The sequence below is a fragment of the Pseudoalteromonas sp. 2CM36K genome (assembly GCF_023161865.1).
In the GTDB taxonomy this organism is placed as follows: Bacteria; Pseudomonadota; Gammaproteobacteria; order Enterobacterales; family Alteromonadaceae; genus Pseudoalteromonas; species Pseudoalteromonas tetraodonis.
In genome coordinates this window covers 92,325-111,032 of record NZ_JALNTK010000015.1, presented here as the reverse complement: position 1 = coordinate 111,032, position 18,708 = coordinate 92,325, and the positions used below count along the sequence as shown (strand labels likewise).

At 39.3% G+C, this 18,708-nt stretch carries 19 protein-coding genes; 14 read left to right on the top strand and 5 right to left on the bottom strand.

The annotated features are described in order from the left end of the window. The 8 genes from MTN97_RS10975 to MTN97_RS10940 all read left to right on the top strand — a co-directional run. A partial coding sequence (locus MTN97_RS10975) for a transposase (RefSeq protein ID WP_248474395.1) occupies positions 1–827 on the top strand: 827 nt, incomplete at its 5' end. 217 nt (positions 828–1,044) lie between these two features. Then, the gene (locus MTN97_RS10970) at positions 1,045–1,926 is read left to right on the top strand and encodes an NAD-dependent epimerase/dehydratase family protein (RefSeq protein ID WP_248474394.1); all 882 of its coding nucleotides are present in this window, start codon (positions 1,045–1,047) and stop codon (positions 1,924–1,926) included. 739 nt (positions 1,927–2,665) lie between these two features. Then, positions 2,666–3,229 (top strand): oxidoreductase family protein, encoded by a 564-nt coding sequence (locus MTN97_RS18140; RefSeq protein WP_409418112.1) that lies wholly within the window; start codon positions 2,666–2,668, stop codon positions 3,227–3,229. Between the two features lie 133 nt (positions 3,230–3,362). Further along, positions 3,363–3,995, top strand: coding sequence for a uracil phosphoribosyltransferase (upp, locus tag MTN97_RS10960; protein WP_008466150.1), 633 nt, complete (start codon positions 3,363–3,365; stop codon positions 3,993–3,995). A 9-nt stretch (positions 3,996–4,004) separates the two neighbouring features. Further along, entirely contained in the window at positions 4,005–5,243 is a 1,239-nt protein-coding gene (locus MTN97_RS10955) for a uracil-xanthine permease family protein (protein WP_055011979.1), read from the top strand. A 148-nt stretch (positions 5,244–5,391) separates the two neighbouring features. Then, entirely contained in the window at positions 5,392–7,131 is a 1,740-nt protein-coding gene (locus MTN97_RS10950) for an HAD-IIB family hydrolase (protein WP_248474393.1), read from the top strand. Further along, on the top strand, positions 7,124–8,344 hold the full coding sequence (locus tag MTN97_RS10945; RefSeq protein WP_036983932.1) for a glycosyl transferase: 1,221 nt from the start codon (positions 7,124–7,126) through the stop codon (positions 8,342–8,344). Before MTN97_RS10950 ends, MTN97_RS10945 begins: the two co-directional genes overlap by 8 nt. 20 nt (positions 8,345–8,364) lie before the next feature. Beyond that, positions 8,365–10,143, top strand: coding sequence for an alpha-amylase family glycosyl hydrolase (locus MTN97_RS10940; RefSeq protein WP_248474392.1), 1,779 nt, complete (start codon positions 8,365–8,367; stop codon positions 10,141–10,143). Between the two features lie 52 nt (positions 10,144–10,195). On the opposite strand, the gene MTN97_RS10935 is transcribed toward MTN97_RS10940, so the two are convergent. Further along, positions 10,196–11,275 (bottom strand): ABC transporter substrate-binding protein, encoded by a 1,080-nt coding sequence (locus MTN97_RS10935; protein WP_248474391.1) that lies wholly within the window; start codon positions 11,273–11,275, stop codon positions 10,196–10,198. 136 nt (positions 11,276–11,411) lie between these two features. Between MTN97_RS10935 and MTN97_RS10930 the strand changes: the two genes are divergently transcribed. After that, a complete protein-coding gene (locus tag MTN97_RS10930) occupies positions 11,412–11,801 on the top strand; it encodes a cytochrome b562 (RefSeq protein WP_248474390.1) in 390 nt (129 codons plus the stop codon). A 9-nt stretch (positions 11,802–11,810) separates the two neighbouring features. Beyond that, the gene (locus MTN97_RS10925) at positions 11,811–12,197 is read left to right on the top strand and encodes an OsmC family protein (protein WP_248474389.1); all 387 of its coding nucleotides are present in this window, start codon (positions 11,811–11,813) and stop codon (positions 12,195–12,197) included. Positions 12,198–12,249: 52 nt separating this feature from the next. Here MTN97_RS10925 and ykgO read toward each other — a convergent pair whose 3' ends face one another. Continuing rightward, a complete protein-coding gene (gene ykgO / locus MTN97_RS10920) occupies positions 12,250–12,384 on the bottom strand; it encodes a type B 50S ribosomal protein L36 (RefSeq protein ID WP_002958669.1) in 135 nt (44 codons plus the stop codon). Further along, the gene (locus MTN97_RS10915; RefSeq protein WP_248474388.1) at positions 12,381–12,647 is read right to left on the bottom strand and encodes a type B 50S ribosomal protein L31; all 267 of its coding nucleotides are present in this window, start codon (positions 12,645–12,647) and stop codon (positions 12,381–12,383) included. The genes ykgO and MTN97_RS10915 overlap by 4 nt, the downstream gene beginning before the upstream one ends. Before the next feature lie 244 nt (positions 12,648–12,891). Between MTN97_RS10915 and MTN97_RS10910 the strand changes: the two genes are divergently transcribed. From MTN97_RS10910 to MTN97_RS10900, 3 genes are all read left to right on the top strand, one after another. Further along, positions 12,892–13,161 (top strand): hypothetical protein, encoded by a 270-nt coding sequence (locus MTN97_RS10910; RefSeq protein WP_248474387.1) that lies wholly within the window; start codon positions 12,892–12,894, stop codon positions 13,159–13,161. Positions 13,162–13,437: 276 nt separating this feature from the next. Continuing rightward, positions 13,438–14,244, top strand: coding sequence for an alpha/beta fold hydrolase (locus MTN97_RS10905; RefSeq protein WP_248474386.1), 807 nt, complete (start codon positions 13,438–13,440; stop codon positions 14,242–14,244). Positions 14,245–14,248: 4 nt separating this feature from the next. Further along, complete coding sequence (locus tag MTN97_RS10900) at positions 14,249–15,160, top strand: diguanylate cyclase (RefSeq protein WP_248474385.1); 912 nt, start codon at positions 14,249–14,251, stop codon at positions 15,158–15,160. 68 nt (positions 15,161–15,228) lie between these two features. Here the strand turns inward: MTN97_RS10900 and MTN97_RS10895 are convergent, their stop codons facing one another. Both MTN97_RS10895 and MTN97_RS10890 read right to left on the bottom strand, forming a co-directional pair. Continuing rightward, the gene (locus MTN97_RS10895; protein ID WP_248474384.1) at positions 15,229–16,269 is read right to left on the bottom strand and encodes a metal-dependent hydrolase; all 1,041 of its coding nucleotides are present in this window, start codon (positions 16,267–16,269) and stop codon (positions 15,229–15,231) included. 113 nt (positions 16,270–16,382) lie between these two features. Continuing rightward, positions 16,383–17,270 carry a LysR family transcriptional regulator gene (locus MTN97_RS10890; RefSeq protein WP_171036837.1) on the bottom strand — a complete coding sequence of 296 codons (888 nt, stop codon included), beginning with the start codon at positions 17,268–17,270 and terminating at the stop codon, positions 16,383–16,385. Between the two features lie 115 nt (positions 17,271–17,385). On the opposite strand from MTN97_RS10890, the gene MTN97_RS10885 reads away from it, so the two are divergent. Continuing rightward, positions 17,386–18,558 carry an MFS transporter gene (locus MTN97_RS10885; RefSeq protein WP_248474383.1) on the top strand — a complete coding sequence of 391 codons (1,173 nt, stop codon included), beginning with the start codon at positions 17,386–17,388 and terminating at the stop codon, positions 18,556–18,558. Positions 18,559–18,708: the final 150 nt, after the last annotated feature.

The following is an 18,708-nucleotide window of genomic DNA, read 5'->3' as shown; positions in this document are numbered from 1 at the left end:
GGCTACTTGCCTTAGCAAAAGTATTTTGCATAGATGTGTGTGCTTATGCTGTGATGAGTAATCACACTCATTTAGTATTATATGTAGATGATAAAAAGGCCAATAGGCTAAATGACAAAGCCATTATTATTCGTTGGCATAAAGTGTGTAAAGGCACGTTATTAACGCAAAAATACCTGCAAGGTGAAAAACTCACTAAAGCAGAGCTTATCTTTTTCAATCAAACAGTAAAACAATACCGAGAGCGGCTATCTAGCATCAGTTGGTTTATGCGCTTGTTAAATGAAGATATTGCGCGCAAAGCGAATAAAGAAGACAACTGCACTGGTCGATTCTGGGAAGGGCGCTTTAAATCACAGGCCTTGCTAGATGAAGCCGCACTAGCTGCTTGCATGGCGTATGTAGATTTAAATCCAATTAGAGCAAAGGTAGCCAGCATCCCCGAAGAATCAAATCATACCAGCGTGAAAAAGCGATTAGAAAGTGCAGCAACAGGCAAGCAGCCTAAAAGTTTATTACGTTTTGCAGGATTACCACGCCAAATCATGCCAAAAGGCCTACCTTTTGAACTTAAATCCTACCTTGAACTCGTTGAATTAACAGGCCGTGTTATAAGAGAAGACAAGCAGGGACACATTGACAATATATACCTTCCTTTACTAGAGCGAGTCAATATTAGCCCTGAGAACTGGCTGAAATTGACGACACAATTTACGCGTGTGTTTCATGGTGCAGTCGGTAGATCTTCTTCACATGAAAGCTATTGTGAAAATCTAGGGAGAAAGCGGCGAGCAAACATGAGTAACTGCGAAAAATTACTCGCATAAAGCTTAATCAATCAAATACGTAAACTTACTGTATAGAGCAGGTATTTCCATGTCTGTCATTTAAGTTTTACAACGATATTTACTTATTTAAAGCTGAAACCAGCCTTTTAAAGTTGCAAGAAACTAAATGCAGAGCTTAATAGTGAATTTTGTGACACAGGTTCAATAGGTCGTTAAGATGGGTGTCATCGTATGATATTGTTAGTAAGGTGTCGGAATGAGAATTTTGGTAACAGGCTCTGCGGGTAGGGTCGGGCGTGCGATCTATATTAAATTAATGCGTACACATGACGTAGTTGGCATTGATAAAACACCTTGCTCAACAGCCGATTACATTGGTGATATCCGTGACAGTGCCCTGATTGATGGGGTTCTTGAAAATATTGATGTCATCGTTCATACAGCGGCTCTTCATGCTCCTCATGTTGGTTTAGTACCTGATTTAGAGTTTCAATCTATCAACGTAGACGCGACTGAAAAACTGGCTTTGGCTGGTGTAAAAGCAGGTGTTAAACACTTTATTTTTACCAGTACAACTGCGTTGTACGGTTATGCTTCGACACCTAAAAACATTACAGGTTGGATTGATGAGGAAGTTACTCCACAACCCAAGTCGATTTATCATAAAAGTAAAATTGCTGCTGAAACTAAGCTAAAAGAAATTTCAAATCTGTTTCAGCTTCCCGTGACTGTGCTGCAAATGTCGAGATGCTTTCCTGAGCCAGCGGATTTAATGGCAGTATTTCGTCTGACTCGTGGCATTGATGCTCGCGATGTAGCAAATGCTCATTTATGTGCAGTGGAAAAACGCTTAAACGGTTTTAATCGCTTTATCATCTCAGGTGCAACACCTTTTCATTTTTCTGATTGCGAAGCTCTATATGCTGAAGCTGGAGAGGTTATCAAACGTAAGTGCCCAGAAATCGCTCTAGCATTTAAACAAAGAGGCTGGCAATTACCTCAAAGCTTAGATCGCGTATATGATTCATCGTTCGCACGTGAGAAATTAGGTTGGTCACCTATACATGGTTTTGAAAGTGTTTTAGAAATGCTAGATACTGAAACGGCAGAAGTATTACCAATTTTGAAACGCAGCTAACAAAGCGTTTAAGAGTGACTCCAAACGCGTGCCGGTTTCGCTTCGCTCACAGTATGGGACGCTATGTTTGTCGCACCTTAAGGCAGCGTTAAGTTTCCAAGGAGACCATGTACAAGTTATGCAGAAACCCACCTTAAATTTCTTACTTTCAATGGCTTCAAACTATGCCTTAAGAAGTATAAGTAATGAGCAGTGTGTGTCATGGCAATTGCAAGAAAGCGTCAAGTCAGTTGGCTGATACGCGATATTAACACTGTATTTCATGTTGTGCGCGCAGGGCTTTTTTTATTAAGACCTTTTATTAAAAACACCGTCTAATGTTAAACTAACTAAAATTTAGCAACCTAATATGGCTATGTCTTTTTATCTTCCGTTACTTATCCCGCATTTTGAGCGTATAGCCATTGGCGAAACCCTAACTTCACTTTGGAGTGGCTGTGGTCAAATTGTGAAGTGCCAACTTGATGAGCAAGCCTGTGTGATTAAAGCGATTAAAGTACCCGATCACATTAATCATTCTAAAATTAAACAAAGTGCGTTTGCGCTTAACAGGAAACGTGGCTCTTACCACGTTGAATATACATTTTATCAGCAATTTAGTCATAAACTGCCCAAGCAAGCGGCAGCTATTGAATGCATTAAAGCAATCAACAAAGGCGATGAGTTTGCCTTGGTGTTTAAAGATTTTTCAAAGCAGGGTTATATCCAAGCATCTAGCGAGAATATAAAAGCGATTTTAATGTGGTTGGCACATTTTCATGCCTTTCATTTAAATACAAAATTTGATGGTTTATGGCCGCAAGGAAGTTATTGGCATTTGGATACACGCCCTGATGAATTTAATAACTTACCTGAAAAGTCCGATATTAAACAGGCTGCTAATCAATTAAATAATGCGTTAAAGCAATGTAATTATAAAACGTTAATTCATGGTGATGCCAAGCTTGCTAACTTTGCCGCTAATAGCCAAGGGCATATTCTCGGTTACGATTTTCAATATGTGGGTGCGGGTGTTGGGGTGATTGATGTAATGTATTTTATGACCAGCTGTATGGATGATTCTGAGCTTCATAAACACGCACAGAGCTACCTTGATTATTATTTTAGCCAATTGAAGCAAGCTCTGAGTGACTATCAACCACACATTAATGCTGATGATGTTGTTACACAATGGGCTCATTTATGGCCAGTGGCATGGGCAGACTTTTATCGGTTTTTACTTGGGTGGAGCCCAGAACACAAAAAGGTTAACAGCTACATGCATGATCAGGTAAATAATTGGTTAGCGAGTAACAACTCATAAACACAAAAATCTTTATAGTTGTGGCTAAATTAAATATTTTGGCACGAACTATGAAATCAAGACTAAAATTAACAGTCAAACGGCCTGTTTTAATATAAAATACGTCAAATTTTTTATCACTAGGTTTATTACTATGGCTATTCACGTTATTTCTCATCCCCTTGTTCAACATAAGTTAGGTTTAATGCGCGCGCATGGAATTAGCACGAAAAGTTTTCGCGAGTTGTGTTCAGAAGTGGGCACATTATTAACTTACGAAGCCACTAAAAATCTAGAATTAGAAGATAACGAAATTACAGGCTGGGACGGCAATAAACTTAAAGTTGAGCACATTAAGGGTAAAAAAATTACCGTGGTGCCAATTTTACGTGCGGGCCTTGGTATGATGGACGGCGTAATGTCGTTACTCCCAGCGGCTAAAGTGAGTGTAGTGGGTTTAGAGCGTAATGAAGAAACGCTTGAGCCAGTACCCTACTTTGAAAAACTAGTGGGTAATATTGATGAGCGTTTAAGCTTAGTGATTGACCCAATGCTGGCTACTGGTGGTTCTATGATCGCCACCATTGATATGCTTAAAAAAGCGGGCTGTAAAGAAATTAAAGTAATCGTACTGGTTGCTGCACCTGAGGGCGTTGAAAAAACATTAGCCGCTCACCCTGATATTGAGATTTTTACTGCCTCAGTTGATAGCCATTTAAATGAAAAAGGTTACATCATCCCAGGGCTTGGCGATGCAGGTGACAAAATTTTCGGTACGGTTTACTAAGGTTTAGCAGTGCAAAATAATTCTACATTTTCTATAAAAACCATTTTAACCGGTGCCCAAATGCTGTTTGTTGCATTCGGTGCGTTGGTATTAGTGCCAATATTAACTGGCCTAGATCCTAGCGTAGCCTTGTTTACCGCTGGTTTAGGTACTTTGTTGTTTCAATTTGTGACTAAAGGCCAAGTGCCTATTTTTTTAGCTTCGTCATTTGCGTTTATTGCACCCATTATTGCCTCAGTGCAAATGTGGGGCATACCCGCCACTATGGGTGGTTTAATGGCGGCGGGCTTTACTTATATGCTATTAAGTTTATTGGTGAAGTTTAAAGGCACAAAAACCTTACATAAAATTTTGCCGCCAATTGTGGTAGGCCCAGTGATTATGGTGATTGGTCTAGCGCTTGCGCCTGCGGCGGTTAATATGGCGATGGGTAAAAGTGGCGATGGTGGCACACAAATCATTGCCTACGACAGCGCTATTATTATCTCTATGTTCTCATTGCTCGTGACTTTAGTGTTTGCCGTGTGGGGTAAAGGGGTATTTAAATTAATACCTATTTTAGCCGGTGTTGTTGCCGGTTACACGCTATCGTTATTTATGGGTATAGTGCAATTTGAAGCCGTAAGTAATGCACAGTGGTTAGCTGTGCCAAACTTTGTGTTACCAGAGTTTAAATGGCAAGCCATATTATTTATGGTGCCGGTGGCAATTGCGCCTGCTATTGAACACATTGGCGATATGATGGCAATTAGCCAAGTCACAAAAAAAGACTATTTGAAAAAACCAGGGCTCCATCGCACTTTATTTGGTGATGGTTTAGCCACGTCTGCCGCATCCTTATTTGGCGGCCCACCTAATACCACTTACTCAGAGGTAACCGGTGCGGTAATGCTCACTAAAAACTTTAACCCTAAAGTAATGATGTGGACTGCCATTATCGCAATTTGCTTAGCATTTGTTGCTAAAATGGGCGCTAGTTTGCAAACCATTCCGGTGCCAGTAATGGGCGGAATAATGATTTTATTATTTGGCTCTATTGCGGTTATTGGTTTAAACACCTTAGTTAAATCGGGCGATGACTTAAGTGAGCCGCGCAATTTAAGTATTGTGGCACTTATTTTAATTTGTGGTATTGGTGGTATGTACATAGGTAGTAGTGAGTTCAGCCTAGAAGGTGTGAGCTTATGTGCTATTTTAGGCATAGTATTAAACTTAGTATTACCCAAAGCACAGAGCAACCAGAGTTAAGTTTGCACTGTGGTTAAAAATATTGCACCAAAAAAGCGCATTTTAAATGCGCTTTTTTTTTAACCTACTAAAAAGTAACAATAAATAATATTGGTCTAGTAACTGCATTTCCTTAGTCATACCCTATAGTTGACTCAGGGATTGTTATATGGAGACCAAGAGTGTGGATATAAATGCTTTTTTAGTAAAACACCAACTGCCGTTGAAATATCAGTATATTAGCGAGCAGTATTTTTCTGCTATTGCGCAGGACATTCTAACCAGTAAAAAAACAGCCCCTATATTTGTCGCAATTAATGGCTGCCAAGGCTCAGGAAAAACCACACTTGGTGATTATTTAGTAACTTGGTTTAGCCAAAATACCCACCTAAACTGTGTTGCGCTTTCTATTGATGACTTTTATTTATCAACTCAAAAACGCCAACAGTTAGCGCAAGATGTGCATTGTTTATTCGCCACCCGAGGCGTACCGGGTACACACGATGTTGCGTTAATGGATAACACCATTAGTCGTTTATTAAATGCAGAAGTAAATGTACCGCTGCCGCGTTTTGATAAGCAACAAGATGAACCTGTAGCAAAAAACAAATGGTTAACTAATAGTCAGCCGATCGATGTTGTTATTTTAGAAGGGTGGTGTGTAGCCAGTGAACCACAGCAGCCTTTTACTTTAGTTGAGCCTATTAACGAGCTAGAAAAATCATACGATCAACAAGGGTTATGGCGTCGCTGTATTAACAGCTGTTTAGCCAATGAATATAAAACCGTTTTTGATAAAATCGATTACACAATTATGCTCAAAGCCCCGAGTTTTGATGATGTGTTTGCGTGGCGCCAAGAGCAAGAACACAAGTTAATTGCCAAACAAGGGCAGGGCGCAGGCACTATGACTGATGAGCAGTTATTGTGGTTTATTTCTCATTTTGAACGCATCACGCGTGAAAACCTCAACACCCTTAGTGCTAAAGCAAATGCACTTATAGAGCTCGATAGTAATCGAGATGTAACTGCGATGGTGCTTACAAGCGATAGTATTGTACAACCTATCATTTTTACCGATTTAGATGGCACATTACTCAATCACAGAGATTACAACACCGATGCGGTAGATACCTTATTACAAGAGCTGCAATACAGCGGTGTACCTGTGGTATTTAATACCAGCAAAACATTTAGTGAAGTAGTGGCACTGCAACAAGCGCTTAATATTACACAGCCTTTCATTGTTGAAAATGGCTCGGCTGTTTATATTCCTAAAAATTATTTTAATCTCAGGCCAATTGGCTGCAGCGAATACCAAGGCTACTGGTGTTACTCGTTTGCTGCACCCATTAGCAATTTATGGACTGATTTAAAACGCTTAAAAAAAGACTACGGCGACCAATATAGTTTGTTTAGTGAGCTTACCAGTGAGCAGGTAATGAAAATGACAGGATTAAACCAGCTACAAGCAACGCAAGCACAAATCCGTCAATACTCAGATCCGCTCTACTGGCATGGCGATGAGCAGCAACTAAATGAATTTATCAATGCGCTATCAGTATATGGCTACGAGGTTAAAGTAGGCGGGCGCTTTGTTCACATTGGAAAAAATACCGATAAAAGCATGGCTCAGCAATGGTTAGTGCAGCAGTTTAATACGCAGTTTACTAAAGCGCTGAGCATTATTGCGCTAGGGGATAGTGAAAACGATAAGCAAATGCTAGAAGAGGCTGATATCGCCATCATCATTACCAATCCAGAGAGTAAAAAGCCAGTTAAATTAACCTATAACAAAGCGCGCTATTCTCAATTGCCGGCACCGCTAGGCTGGGTTGAAGAAATTACAGCACTACCTTGTATTAACAGTATTTTACCCAGTTCTGAGGAGCATAGTTTACATGGCTGATTTTTATCAAAATGGCATTATTACAACACTACATAATATTGCCAACAGACCCGTAGACGATTTAGAAAAAGAGTTGCTGAGTTTTAGTAAGCAGCGACCCATGGGGCTTATTTTGCCCTCATTATTTAGTGAGTTAGAAGGCCCCGCGCTACAAAATATTGTTAAAGAGCTGCAAAAAGTACCTTATTTATCACAAATTACCATAGGCTTAGACAGAGCCGACGAAAGCCAATATCGTTATGCACTTAACTTTTTTAAATCGCTCGATCAAAATCATAAAGTGTTGTGGAACGATGGCCCCCGTTTGCAGGCGCTCGATAAAGAGCTTCAAGCCTTAGGTGTGGCGCCACGCGAGCTAGGTAAAGGCCGTAATGTGTGGTACTGCATGGGCTATAAACTCGCTACTGCTGAGGTTGAGTCAATAGCACTACATGATTGCGATATTTTAACTTATGACCGAGGCTTATTAGCGCGATTAATTTACCCTGTTGCACATCCTCGATTTAACTATGAATTTTGTAAAGGCTTTTACCCGCGCACCGCCAATGGAAAAATAAATGGTCGAGTATCGCGTTTACTAGTTACTCCGTTATTGCGCTCGTTTAAAACCATTTTAGGCAGCCGTGATTACCTAGAATACATGGATTCATTTCGTTACCCATTAGCCGGTGAATTTTCGTTTAGGCGTGATGTATTAAACGATATTCGTATTCCTAGTGACTGGGGGTTAGAAATTGGCGTATTAAGTGAAATGTATCGTAATTATTCTCATAACCGATTATGCCAAGTTGATATTGCCGACAACTACGATCATAAACATCAGGCGTTATCGCTCGACGACCAAACCGCTGGCCTTTCTAAAATGTCGATTGATATCACCAAAGCACTATTTAGAAAGTTAGCGACTCAGGGGGTTACCTTTACCAGCGAAACTATACGTTCATTAAAAGCGACTTATTACCGCATTGGTTTAGATTTTATTGAAACCTATCACAATGATGCACTAATGAACGGTTTAACCCTTGATATTCACCAAGAAGAAAAAGCCGTTGAAATGTTTGCGCAAAATATAATGAATGCCGGTCAGCACTTTTTAGAAAACCCAATGGAAGCCCCCTTTGTGCCAAGTTGGAACCGTGTGGCCTCGGCAATGCCAGACGTACTTGAGCGTTTAAAAGAAGCCGTTGAGCTAGATAACGAGCAATACAGTTAACATCATTAAACGAGGCGCCTGTGAGTATAGTTAAAGAACAGTTTTTTCAACGAGTTGAACAACATTTATATGCTATTTATCAAGATGTTGAATTACCGATAGCAATAAGCGAATTGACTGAAGAATTGATCACCTTAATTCTAGGTGATAACCCACTTCGCGATCCCACGCCACACACTAACCGCTGGGATGAACAAGATGTTGTGCTAATAGCCTATGGCGATTCGATAATAAACCATGAAGACAGTGAGTTAGCCGTTGGGACTCCCTTAGAAGCCCCGTTAAAAACCTTGCATCGCTTTATAAAAGAGCAGTGCGATCATCAGCTTAATGCACTGCACATTTTACCCTTTTATCCGTATAGCTCAGATGAAGGGTTTGCGGTAATGAACTATGCACACGTTAATGAAGCGCTGGGCGACTGGCAAGACATAAATGCGATTGCCAACGATGTAAAGTTAATGGCTGACTTAGTAATTAATCATTGCTCTAGTCGAAGTATTTGGTTTGAAAACTTTTTAACCGACACACACCCCGGAAAAGATTACTTTAAAACAGCCAGTTTAACTGACGATTTAAGCCAAGTTGTTCGTCCTCGTACGTCGCCACTATTAAATACGGTAACAACAACTAGTGGTGAAAAACATGTATGGTGCACATTTAGTCATGATCAAGTGGATTTTGATTTTGAAAATCCCGAGGTGTTAAAAGAGTTTGTCGGCATTATTCGCCACTATTTAGATAACGGTATTCGCTTGTTTCGCCTTGATGCCGTGGCATTTTTATGGAAACAACTCAATACCAGTTGTATAAACTTACCGCAAACCCACGAAGTGGTGCGTTTACTGCGAACGCTGATTGAGCATGCTGAGCCCAGTGTGGTGATTATTACCGAAACCAATATTCCTAATCAAGAAAACCTATCGTACTTTGGTAATGCCAACGAAGCCCATGCAATTTATAACTTTGCTTTGCCTCCGTTGTTATTGCATACCTTACTTAGCGGTGATAGTACGGCGCTTAAGCACTGGATGATGAGCATGCCGCCAGCACAAAATGGTACCGCATATTTTAATTTTATAGCCTCTCATGATGGCATTGGTTTAAGGCCAATTGAAGGGTTATTACAACCGAGTGAAGTTGCTTCGTTAGTCAGTACGACCATGCAATTTGGGGGGCGTGTTTCAATGCGCACCAGCCACGATGGCACGCATACCCCCTATGAGCTAAATATTGCTTTGTTTGATGCCTTACAAGGTACGCATAACGGCGCAGATAAATATGGCCTTGAGCGTTTTTTGTGTGCCCATGGCATTATGTTTGCAATGGAAGGCATACCAGGGCTATATATACATAGTTTACTTGGTACAACTAATGACTATGAGCGTTTTGAAAATTCGCAGCACAATCGCGCAATTAATCGTCATCGCTGGCAAGAATCAAAATTGTTAGCGGCAATTGAAGAAAAATACAGCCATCACCACCAGGTGTTTAAGGGAATAAAACAGTTATTAGCAGTGCGTAAAAGGCAAGCAGCATTCCATCCTAATGCCACACAATTTACTTTGCACTTAGGAGAGGGGTTATTTGGATTTTGGCGACAAAGCATTGACCGTCAGCAAAGTATTTTTTGTGTTTATAATATTAGCAGTCAGCCACAAAGCTTAACCTTAGCCGATTTGAACTTAATAAATACACAGCAATGGGTTGAGCTGCTCTCTAAAACAGTGCTGGATGAAGAGCTTAAAACTATGCAATTAGCACCGTATCAAACACTCTGGTTATCTAATAGAGCATAAATAACGACGTTTAAAGTAATCAATATAACTGTAAAGGGGCTTTACAGTTACATTACTCAAGCGCGAGTAGTAAGTTTTCTATAGTAAATTCAACTTTGTCTGGGCGGGTTTTACTAAACTGCGAAAAGTCTATTTCGGCTAGATTATTCGCATTAATTGCATTATATAAAGGCTTATTTGTATCGTTGAGTGGCTGAAAAATATCATTAGTGCTGTGAAAAAGTGGCCAACGCTTTAAATCAGTATGGTTATCAAATAAGTTTATAATTGCATGAGCCCCTAATAAAACATGACCTCCTATAGATACATCAAGCTCTGAACCAGTATTAGGTGGAACCTCCCAGTTAATACCGCCCACAATAACCTGTGATTGTATGTTTAGCTGTTTTAATGCCCTTTTTGCGCCAAACGCAATCGCGTCATTCGCACACCAAATAATGTTAATTTCAGGGGCTTGCTGCACATACGCCAAGGTTTTTGTAAACCCTTCTTGTTCAGACCAATTGGCAACCTCTTTACCGGTTAAGGTGACTTGCGGTGTTTGCGTTAAAAAATCCATTAACCCTTGAGTGCGCATAATAGAAGCAGGCGTTGCATAGTCGCCTAATAACGCCAATATATGTGCGCTAGTTGTTGTTTTATTGGTAAACTTTTTATAAAGCTGCTGCATCAATGATTTACCTGCAACGCGATTATTTGGGGTAATACTGCCGATCACATTGACGCCATTTTTTTGCAATTGCTCGAGAGACGCAGGGGAAGGGCGATTTAATAAAAAATAAATGGGAACATTGTTACTGTTTATTTTAGATAGGTATTGGCTGGTGACATTTTTTTCGTTTACCAATAACAGGTAATCAGGCTTATCGTTAATGGCCTGCTGGATCAGCTCTTTCATTAAAATATGATTTCGATTGGCGTATTTTATAGTTAATGTCACATCTAAATCTGTGGCAGCATTTTGCATAATTTTAGAAACATGAAACCAAAAATCACCGGTTTTATTGCTATTAGCTTCAGTTGAATTTGAAAAGCCAGGATTGATGAATATGATCTCTAAGGCATTAATACTGTAACTGCTGAATAGCAGGCAGGAAAAAGTTATCAGGCGGTGTAATTTGAACAAAGGCATATGTTTCTCTATATATTTTATAAAGCTCGATTTTTATCTTGCTAACTAGCTCCGTGGTGACATCTAAGCGTTATGCTATATAATACCCTAGTAAGTTTACCATGTATGCAGCAATTAATTTTTTTAGGATTTATGAATGAAAGCAGTTTTATTGTTAATAGTATTACTCTTTAGTCAAACAGTTGCCGCTAATGACGTAAGTGATTTAGAAAAGACCATGAAAAATATAGGGCTGGCTTATAAACAAAGTGTTGAAGCAACCCACCTTAAAGAATTTAATGGTGCTATCGATGAATTTATTGGATTGATAGAGCAAGGTAAGAAAGCCAAATTTTATAAAGAAGCTGAGAAGTCGGTGCAAGGGCTCGATAAAGTACTTGTTCAAGCCCAGTTAGCCAAAAAAGTAGCGAATGAGCAGGGACTCGAAGCTGCAAAAATACCACTTAAAGCTATCGATAATTTACGCAAAAAATATCATAAATTACATGAGCCTCCAGGCTTTTTTGAATTACTGTTTGGAAAATAAGGATTAGTAATGGAAATTTCAGTTTCAATGTTAGACGGTCAAAAATTAAGTGCTAAGTTTGGTGAGCATGAAGTTATAAGCGATCAAAGCATAAACGCTGGTGGTGATGCAGAACATCCAGAGCCGTTTGACTATTTTTTAGTAAGCATGGTGTTGTGCGCTGGTTTTTATGCGCGCAAATTTTGTCAGCAAAGAGAGATCTCGACTGAAGGGATGACACTGACACAAAATAACGAAAATGTAGATGAAAACGGTAAGAAGCTTTTTTCAATCGAAATTGGGTTGCCAGAAGGTTTTCCCGATAAATATAAAAAAGCACTTATTGCTGCTGTAAATACATGTACCGTGAAAAAGGTTATTCAGGCAGTGCCTGAGTTTTCTGTTGAAGTAAAGTAAATACCCTTTAACAATAATGCCGAGTATAAACTCGGCATTATTATCTATCCCACTATTTTTTCTTCATACCCTGCACGGCTTTAAATCTAGGGTTGTTTTTACATATCACGAATACTCGCCCTTTGCGCTTTACAATTTGACAACCTGGTCGTTGTTTTGCACTTTTTAATGAACTTAATACTTTCATTTGCTTTCCTTTTTAGCTGCAGAGAGGTTTTTAAAGCGACGATTAAATTGCGCAACGCGGCCATCAGTAGCAAGTGTTTTTTGTTTTCCGGTATAAAATGGGTGTGAGTCAGATGAAACATCAATAGGCACATAGGGATATGTATTACCGTCTATTTCGATAGTGCGATTGGTTTTAATGGTTGAACCAATAATAAAGTAAGAATCAGCTGCAGTATCATGAAAAGCAACCACATGGTAATCAGGGTGAATATTGGGCTTCATAAAATGCCTTTAATGTTATGTGATAGTATATCATTTAATCTAACGTATTTATTTTCCCTTTGCAAATCATTTTAAATAGCCTTAAACGCAGCGTAATTGCTACGTAATTGCTGCGTATTTGCACAAAGCAGTCAAAAAATAAGCACTTAGATCAAAAGTACTAGCTATTAGTATTTAGGCTGCTATAACTAGTCTCAGCAAAAAAAAATAATAAAAATTTAATAACGTTAATAGAGGTAGTTTTATGAGTGACGCTCAGGCACAACAAGACCAAATCGACCAAGGAGTCATGGATACTCTTAGGGAGCGCGATCATAGTGTATTGGCAAAACAAGTTGACTCACTCGCATGTACTCATAACGATATCATTGAATTACTTGCTCATTATTTAGCATTAAGCGAACAAGAAGATGATGAGTTATTTGACGATTGGTTTGATTCACTTTCAAAAGAGCAACACACCGTATTAAAAGTATTTGAAGTTTATCGCGGGCAGTATGAGCACCAAAACTAATCCGTTTGGTTGTAATAGCCATTTTATTAAGATGATGCTGGCTGCCAAGGATGTAATTTAATGTTAACAAAGGTGTGTGTTTTTATACCTAAGTAAAATATAAAATCACACTTTTTTAAGACAATAGTATGTACTTTTTCTCTTGATTATCTTTCATATAACTAATTGATGTATAAAGCTTTGTAATGAGTTACACTTATTTGTATAAACAGTAGCCTCACTATGTTTAATAAATGCACTCCTTTTATTAGGTGAACAAAGAAAAGGATCATTCTAATGTCGCACTTAAATGAAATACGCAAAAGAAACAACGTCAAAATAATTGGCAAGGGTGATAAAACCTTAGTGTTGGCTCACGGCTTTGGCTGTGACCAAAATATGTGGCGATTTATTATTCCTGCCCTTGAACAACATTTTACTTTAGTGCTGTTTGATTATGTAGGCTCAGGTAACTCTGATGTGGCTAAATATAATAAACAGCGCTACTCAACCCTTGATGGGTATGCCAAAGACGTACTAGAAATATGTGCCGCACTTGAACTTACCGATATTACATTTATAGGCCACTCGGTTAGTGGCACCATTGGCGCACTTGCTGCCATTGAGCAACCAGAGTTATTTACTCAGCTGGTTATGGTGTGCCCCTCACCGTGCTTTTTAAATTTACCCCCTGATTATTTTGGTGGATTTGAAAAACAAGATTTGCACGAACTACTTAACCTAATGGATAAAAATTACATTGGCTGGGCCAATTACTTAGCGCCTTTGGTTATGGGGAGTTCTCATCCTGATGAATTTATAGCGGAACTATCGGGAAGTTTTTGCTCAACCGATCCCCTTATTGCAAAAACTTTTGCAGAAGCCACGTTTTTATCCGACTACCGTTTTATACTTGAACATATAAAACAGCCTACTTTAATTTTACAAAGTGAAAATGATGCTTTAGCCGCGCCTTCTGTTGGGGAGTTTGTAGCGAATGAAATTTCAAATGCAACACTTAAGGTTATTAGTGCGCATGGCCACTGTATACATATGACGCACCCAGAAACAGTCAGACGTTTAATTTTTGATTTTGTGAGTTAGCCACATGTCACTTAATAAAGTAGATGAAAAACTTGCTGATTATTCCGCAGATCACTTTTTAAATGGTGCATTAGTGACAAATGCAGATAACATTATTGTTTATGCAAATACCTATTTTCAAAAGGAATTACAGTGGAATACTAATGAGCTTATTGGCAAGTCGGTTGATAAAATTATAACTAAATCATCAAAAATATTTTTACAAAGTTATGTGTTTCCTACCTTACTGCACGAAAAGCAATGCCAAGAAATGCAGTTAATTATGCTCAGCGCCCAAGGCGAGCGTATGGCGGTTACCGTTAATGCTCAGCTTAATGAAAAGAGCTATATATACTGGAGCTTTTTTAACGCGACTCAGCGAGATAAGCTTTACGACGAGCTGATTAAAACACGGGAAAAGTTAGAAGCGCAAACTGAACGCTTACAATCTTTAGCGTCTACCGATGAGTTAACCAACTTATTAAATAGAAGAGAGATGAATTGCCGCAGCGTGCTGTTACTCGAACAGGCTATGCGATTAAAGCAGTCGGTTGCATTATTAATTATCGATATTGATAATTTTAAAGTCGTTAATGATACCTTTGGGCATTTAGAAGGGGATCGAGTTTTAAAAGAGTTGGGGCAACGTCTTAAACATTTTGGTCGACAAACCAACCTTATTTCTCGTTATGGCGGTGAAGAGTTTTTAATTATGCTGCCAGATACAAATAAAGCAGATACTTTGTTATTTTGCCAAAGGCTGCATTTATTAATTGCTGAGATTAAAGTAGGTGATCGCCCAGTAACCGCCAGTATTGGGGTAAGTTTAAGTCGTGCGAAAACGACGTTTACTGATTTATTTGCTCAAGCCGATAATGCGGTATATGAAGCCAAAGAGCGCGGAAAAAACAGAACCCAATTATACGATAACCCCTAACTAAATAGAGGTAAACTCAATAAGGTATTGAGTTGAGCTTACCCAAAAGATGGCAGTTATAGTTGGTATTATTGCTCTACACAATTGTTTTTTGCGAATGGCGATGCTAACACGGTATTGGGGTGCCAAATTCTATCCCATATTTTAGGTAAGTTGTTTAAGTTGGGTCTTTGACTTATTTTTTCAAAATTACCGACACTGATTGCTGAGCCATCTTTCTGACCGACAACAAAATTAAACACATAGGCACACTCCATGCCCATGCGTAAATCAGAGAGAATAACTTTGTCTTGCTGCTCGCGAACGGAATAAAACCCTTTTGTAAACCACTGCAAGCGTTTAACACCCCATTCATTTTTAATCTCGTTTAGCAAAGAAGGGGTTGTTTGGTATGCATTTAAGGTAACCTCGTTGGCTGTATCAAACACCGATGCATAGCCTTCATAATATTTCCCATCCGACATCACAACCACCCGCCAAAGCAAAGTAGTAAATGGTGCTGGTGTGCTAATGTATTCATTGACTGTGATGCCTCTGTTTTGCAGCGCAGTGTTGACTTTATCGTCAATAACAACTTTAAGAATAAGCGAACAACATAAATAGAGAGTACTTACTGTGAGCGTAATTGCGTTAATTTTGTAGGCGGTCGGGGCGGTTATTTTTGGTATTAAAGTGCTTATAACCCCTACTAATAGTGGTAACGTGTAGAGGGGATCAATAATAAACATATTTGAAACCGCAAACGGATGCTCTGTAAGTGGCCACATTAATTGCGTACCGTACACAGTGAGTGCATCCAATAGTGCATGGGTTGATAAACATAAAAACACTAACCAAAACCAACGAACTTTATAAGCCTGCATGCCTGTGTGAATTTTTAATATTAGCCACACAATCAGCGGGCTTATTAATAAATGCACAAATAAAGAATGGCTAAAACCGCGATGATAGGTAAACGCCTCTACACTACCGCCATAGGGTAAAAATACATCTAGATCGGGTAAAGTGCCTAAAATAGCGCCCCACGCCACGGCTTTTCTACCTACTTTATTGCCTAGTACCGCGTAGCCTACAGCGCTACCTAACGCAACTTGTGTTAAAGAATCCATACTACCTCATCTAAATAATGCAACTGCAGTGTTTATACTCAGCTTAATCTTAAAACCGTCAATAATGTAAATTATTTCATTAAGTTGCTCTTTAAACTCAATTTAAAAGCGATTTATAAACTTAGTCGCGGTTGTATAAAATCTAAAAATGCAACGATACGGGAAGAAACCGCCCCATTTTTGTAATAAACGCCATAAATAGACTCTCGGCTATTTGGGCTACTCACGCTGTGGGGTAAAACTTCTATTAATCGTTTTTTGGCTAAATCTTCTGCAATCATAAATTGTGAGAGAAGTGCTATGCCTTGATCAGCAATACATAAATGCCTAATGGTTTCGCCGCTGCTAGCCCTTAAATCAAAGTGCAGTGATTGCTCATGTTTCAAGGGCCATTGATTAAGAGTATTGGGCTCACTGAAGCCAATTAGGTTATGGTTTTTAAGATCTGAAACCTGTTGTAACGGTGGCGCATTTTTTAAATAATCAGCGCTTGCGACCAGTTTTAATTTACTTTGGCCTAATTTTCGCGCATGCAGGTTTGAATCTTTTAAGTCTCCAATGCGAATAGCTAAATCTGTTTTGCGCTCAAGTAAATCAATAATATTGTCGTGTGAGGTAATATCGAGCGTGATTTGCGGGTATTGCTTTTTAAATTCATTAATTAGTGGCGCTAGTTGATGTAAAACAAAAGGGCTTGCTGCATCTATACGCAAGTGCCCGCTAGGTGCTTGCTTAAGTAGCTTTATTGTTTCTTCCCCTAAGAGCAGAGTGTTTAAAGCCTTTCGCGCATATTCTATGTATATATGTCCTTCCTCGGTCAGTTCTAAACGCCGAGTTGTTCTGTTTAATAATGTGCAGTTTAGCCTGCTTTCAAGGCGAGATAGCGCTCTTGAAACCTTAGCTACATTTAAATCAAGTAAACTAGCCGCACCGGAAAAACTGCCACAATCCACAATGGTAATAAACATTTCTAGATCTTCAGTTTTAGCTTGAACAGGCATAAATTCACTCATTTATATTTGCAAAATAAACAAAAGTATTTTGCCATTTATGCTATTTATTGCAAAGGGGTTTTTACACACACTATGCATCTATTTAAAAAATGAGGATGTATTTATGCCATTGGCTTTATGGGCGCTTACCTTAAGCGCATTTGCAATTGGAACAACCGAGTTTGTTATAGTGGGTTTAGTGCCAACTATTGCAAACGATTTAGGGGTGAGCTTACCATCAGCAGGCTTACTAGTGAGCTTATATGCAGTTGGTGTAGCTATTGGCGCACCGGTACTCACTGCATTAACGGGGCGCTGGAACCGAAAAGTGGTACTTATAAGCCTTATGGGCTTATTTGTTATGGGTAATTTATTAGCTTGGCAAGCGCCGAGTTACGAAACACTAATACTGGCGCGCATACTAACAGGCTTAGCTCACGGTGTATTTTTCTCTATTGGCTCAATGATAGCAACAAGCTTGGTAAGTAAAGACAAAGAGGCGAGCGCTATCGCAATTATGTTTACCGGCCTTACGGTAGCGCTTGTAACGGGTGTGCCATTAGGAACATGGATTGGCCAGCACTTTGGCTGGCGTGCAACTTTTTTAGTGGTTTCGGCATTAGGTTTAATTGCGCTAATTGGCAGCGCTATTTTAGTACCAAAAAACTTAAAGCAGTCTATTCCGGCGACGTTTAAAGAGCAGCTACAGGTTATTGTTAAGCCGCTGTTATTGCTCGTTTATTTAATGACTATATTAGGCTACGGCGGTACGTTCACCGCATTTACTTATTTAGCGCCTATATTAGAGCTGCAAACTGGCTTTGCACCATCCGCTATTGGTTTAATAATGCTGGTTTATGGTGTGTCGGTGGCTGTTGGTAATATATGGGGCGGAAAATTAGCCGACAAGCGAGGCCCAATTAGCGCACTGAGTATTATATTTAGCGCGTTAACAATTATTTTATTGGCTTTCACCTTTACTATGGAATCAAAAGTAGCCGCGGTGCTGACTATTTTAATATGGGGGGCATTTGCATTTGGTAATGTACCAGGTTTGCAGCTTTATGTAGTAAAACAGGCAAAAAAGCATACTCCTAATGCGGTAGATGTCGCATCGGGCTTAAACATCGCGGCGTTTAATATTGGAATAGCCTTAGGCTCTGTTACAGGGGGGCTTGTAGTCGAGCATATGGAACTAAAAGATACCGCATGGATTGGGGCCGTTGTTTCATTACTGGCTTTAATAGTCACTCGATACAGTGGCAGGCTAGATAAACATAATGTTCAGGCTAAATAAAGCCGAACTCATATAGGTTAGTCTTGAAATAAAAATGAATGGCCTCAGTGTTTATATGAGGTCAAAATTTTAAATCAAAAAAATAATCGGTGTATTTAGTAAACGCGACTAGTAAACGCGACGTTTGAATTTTAAACCAATTATTTAATA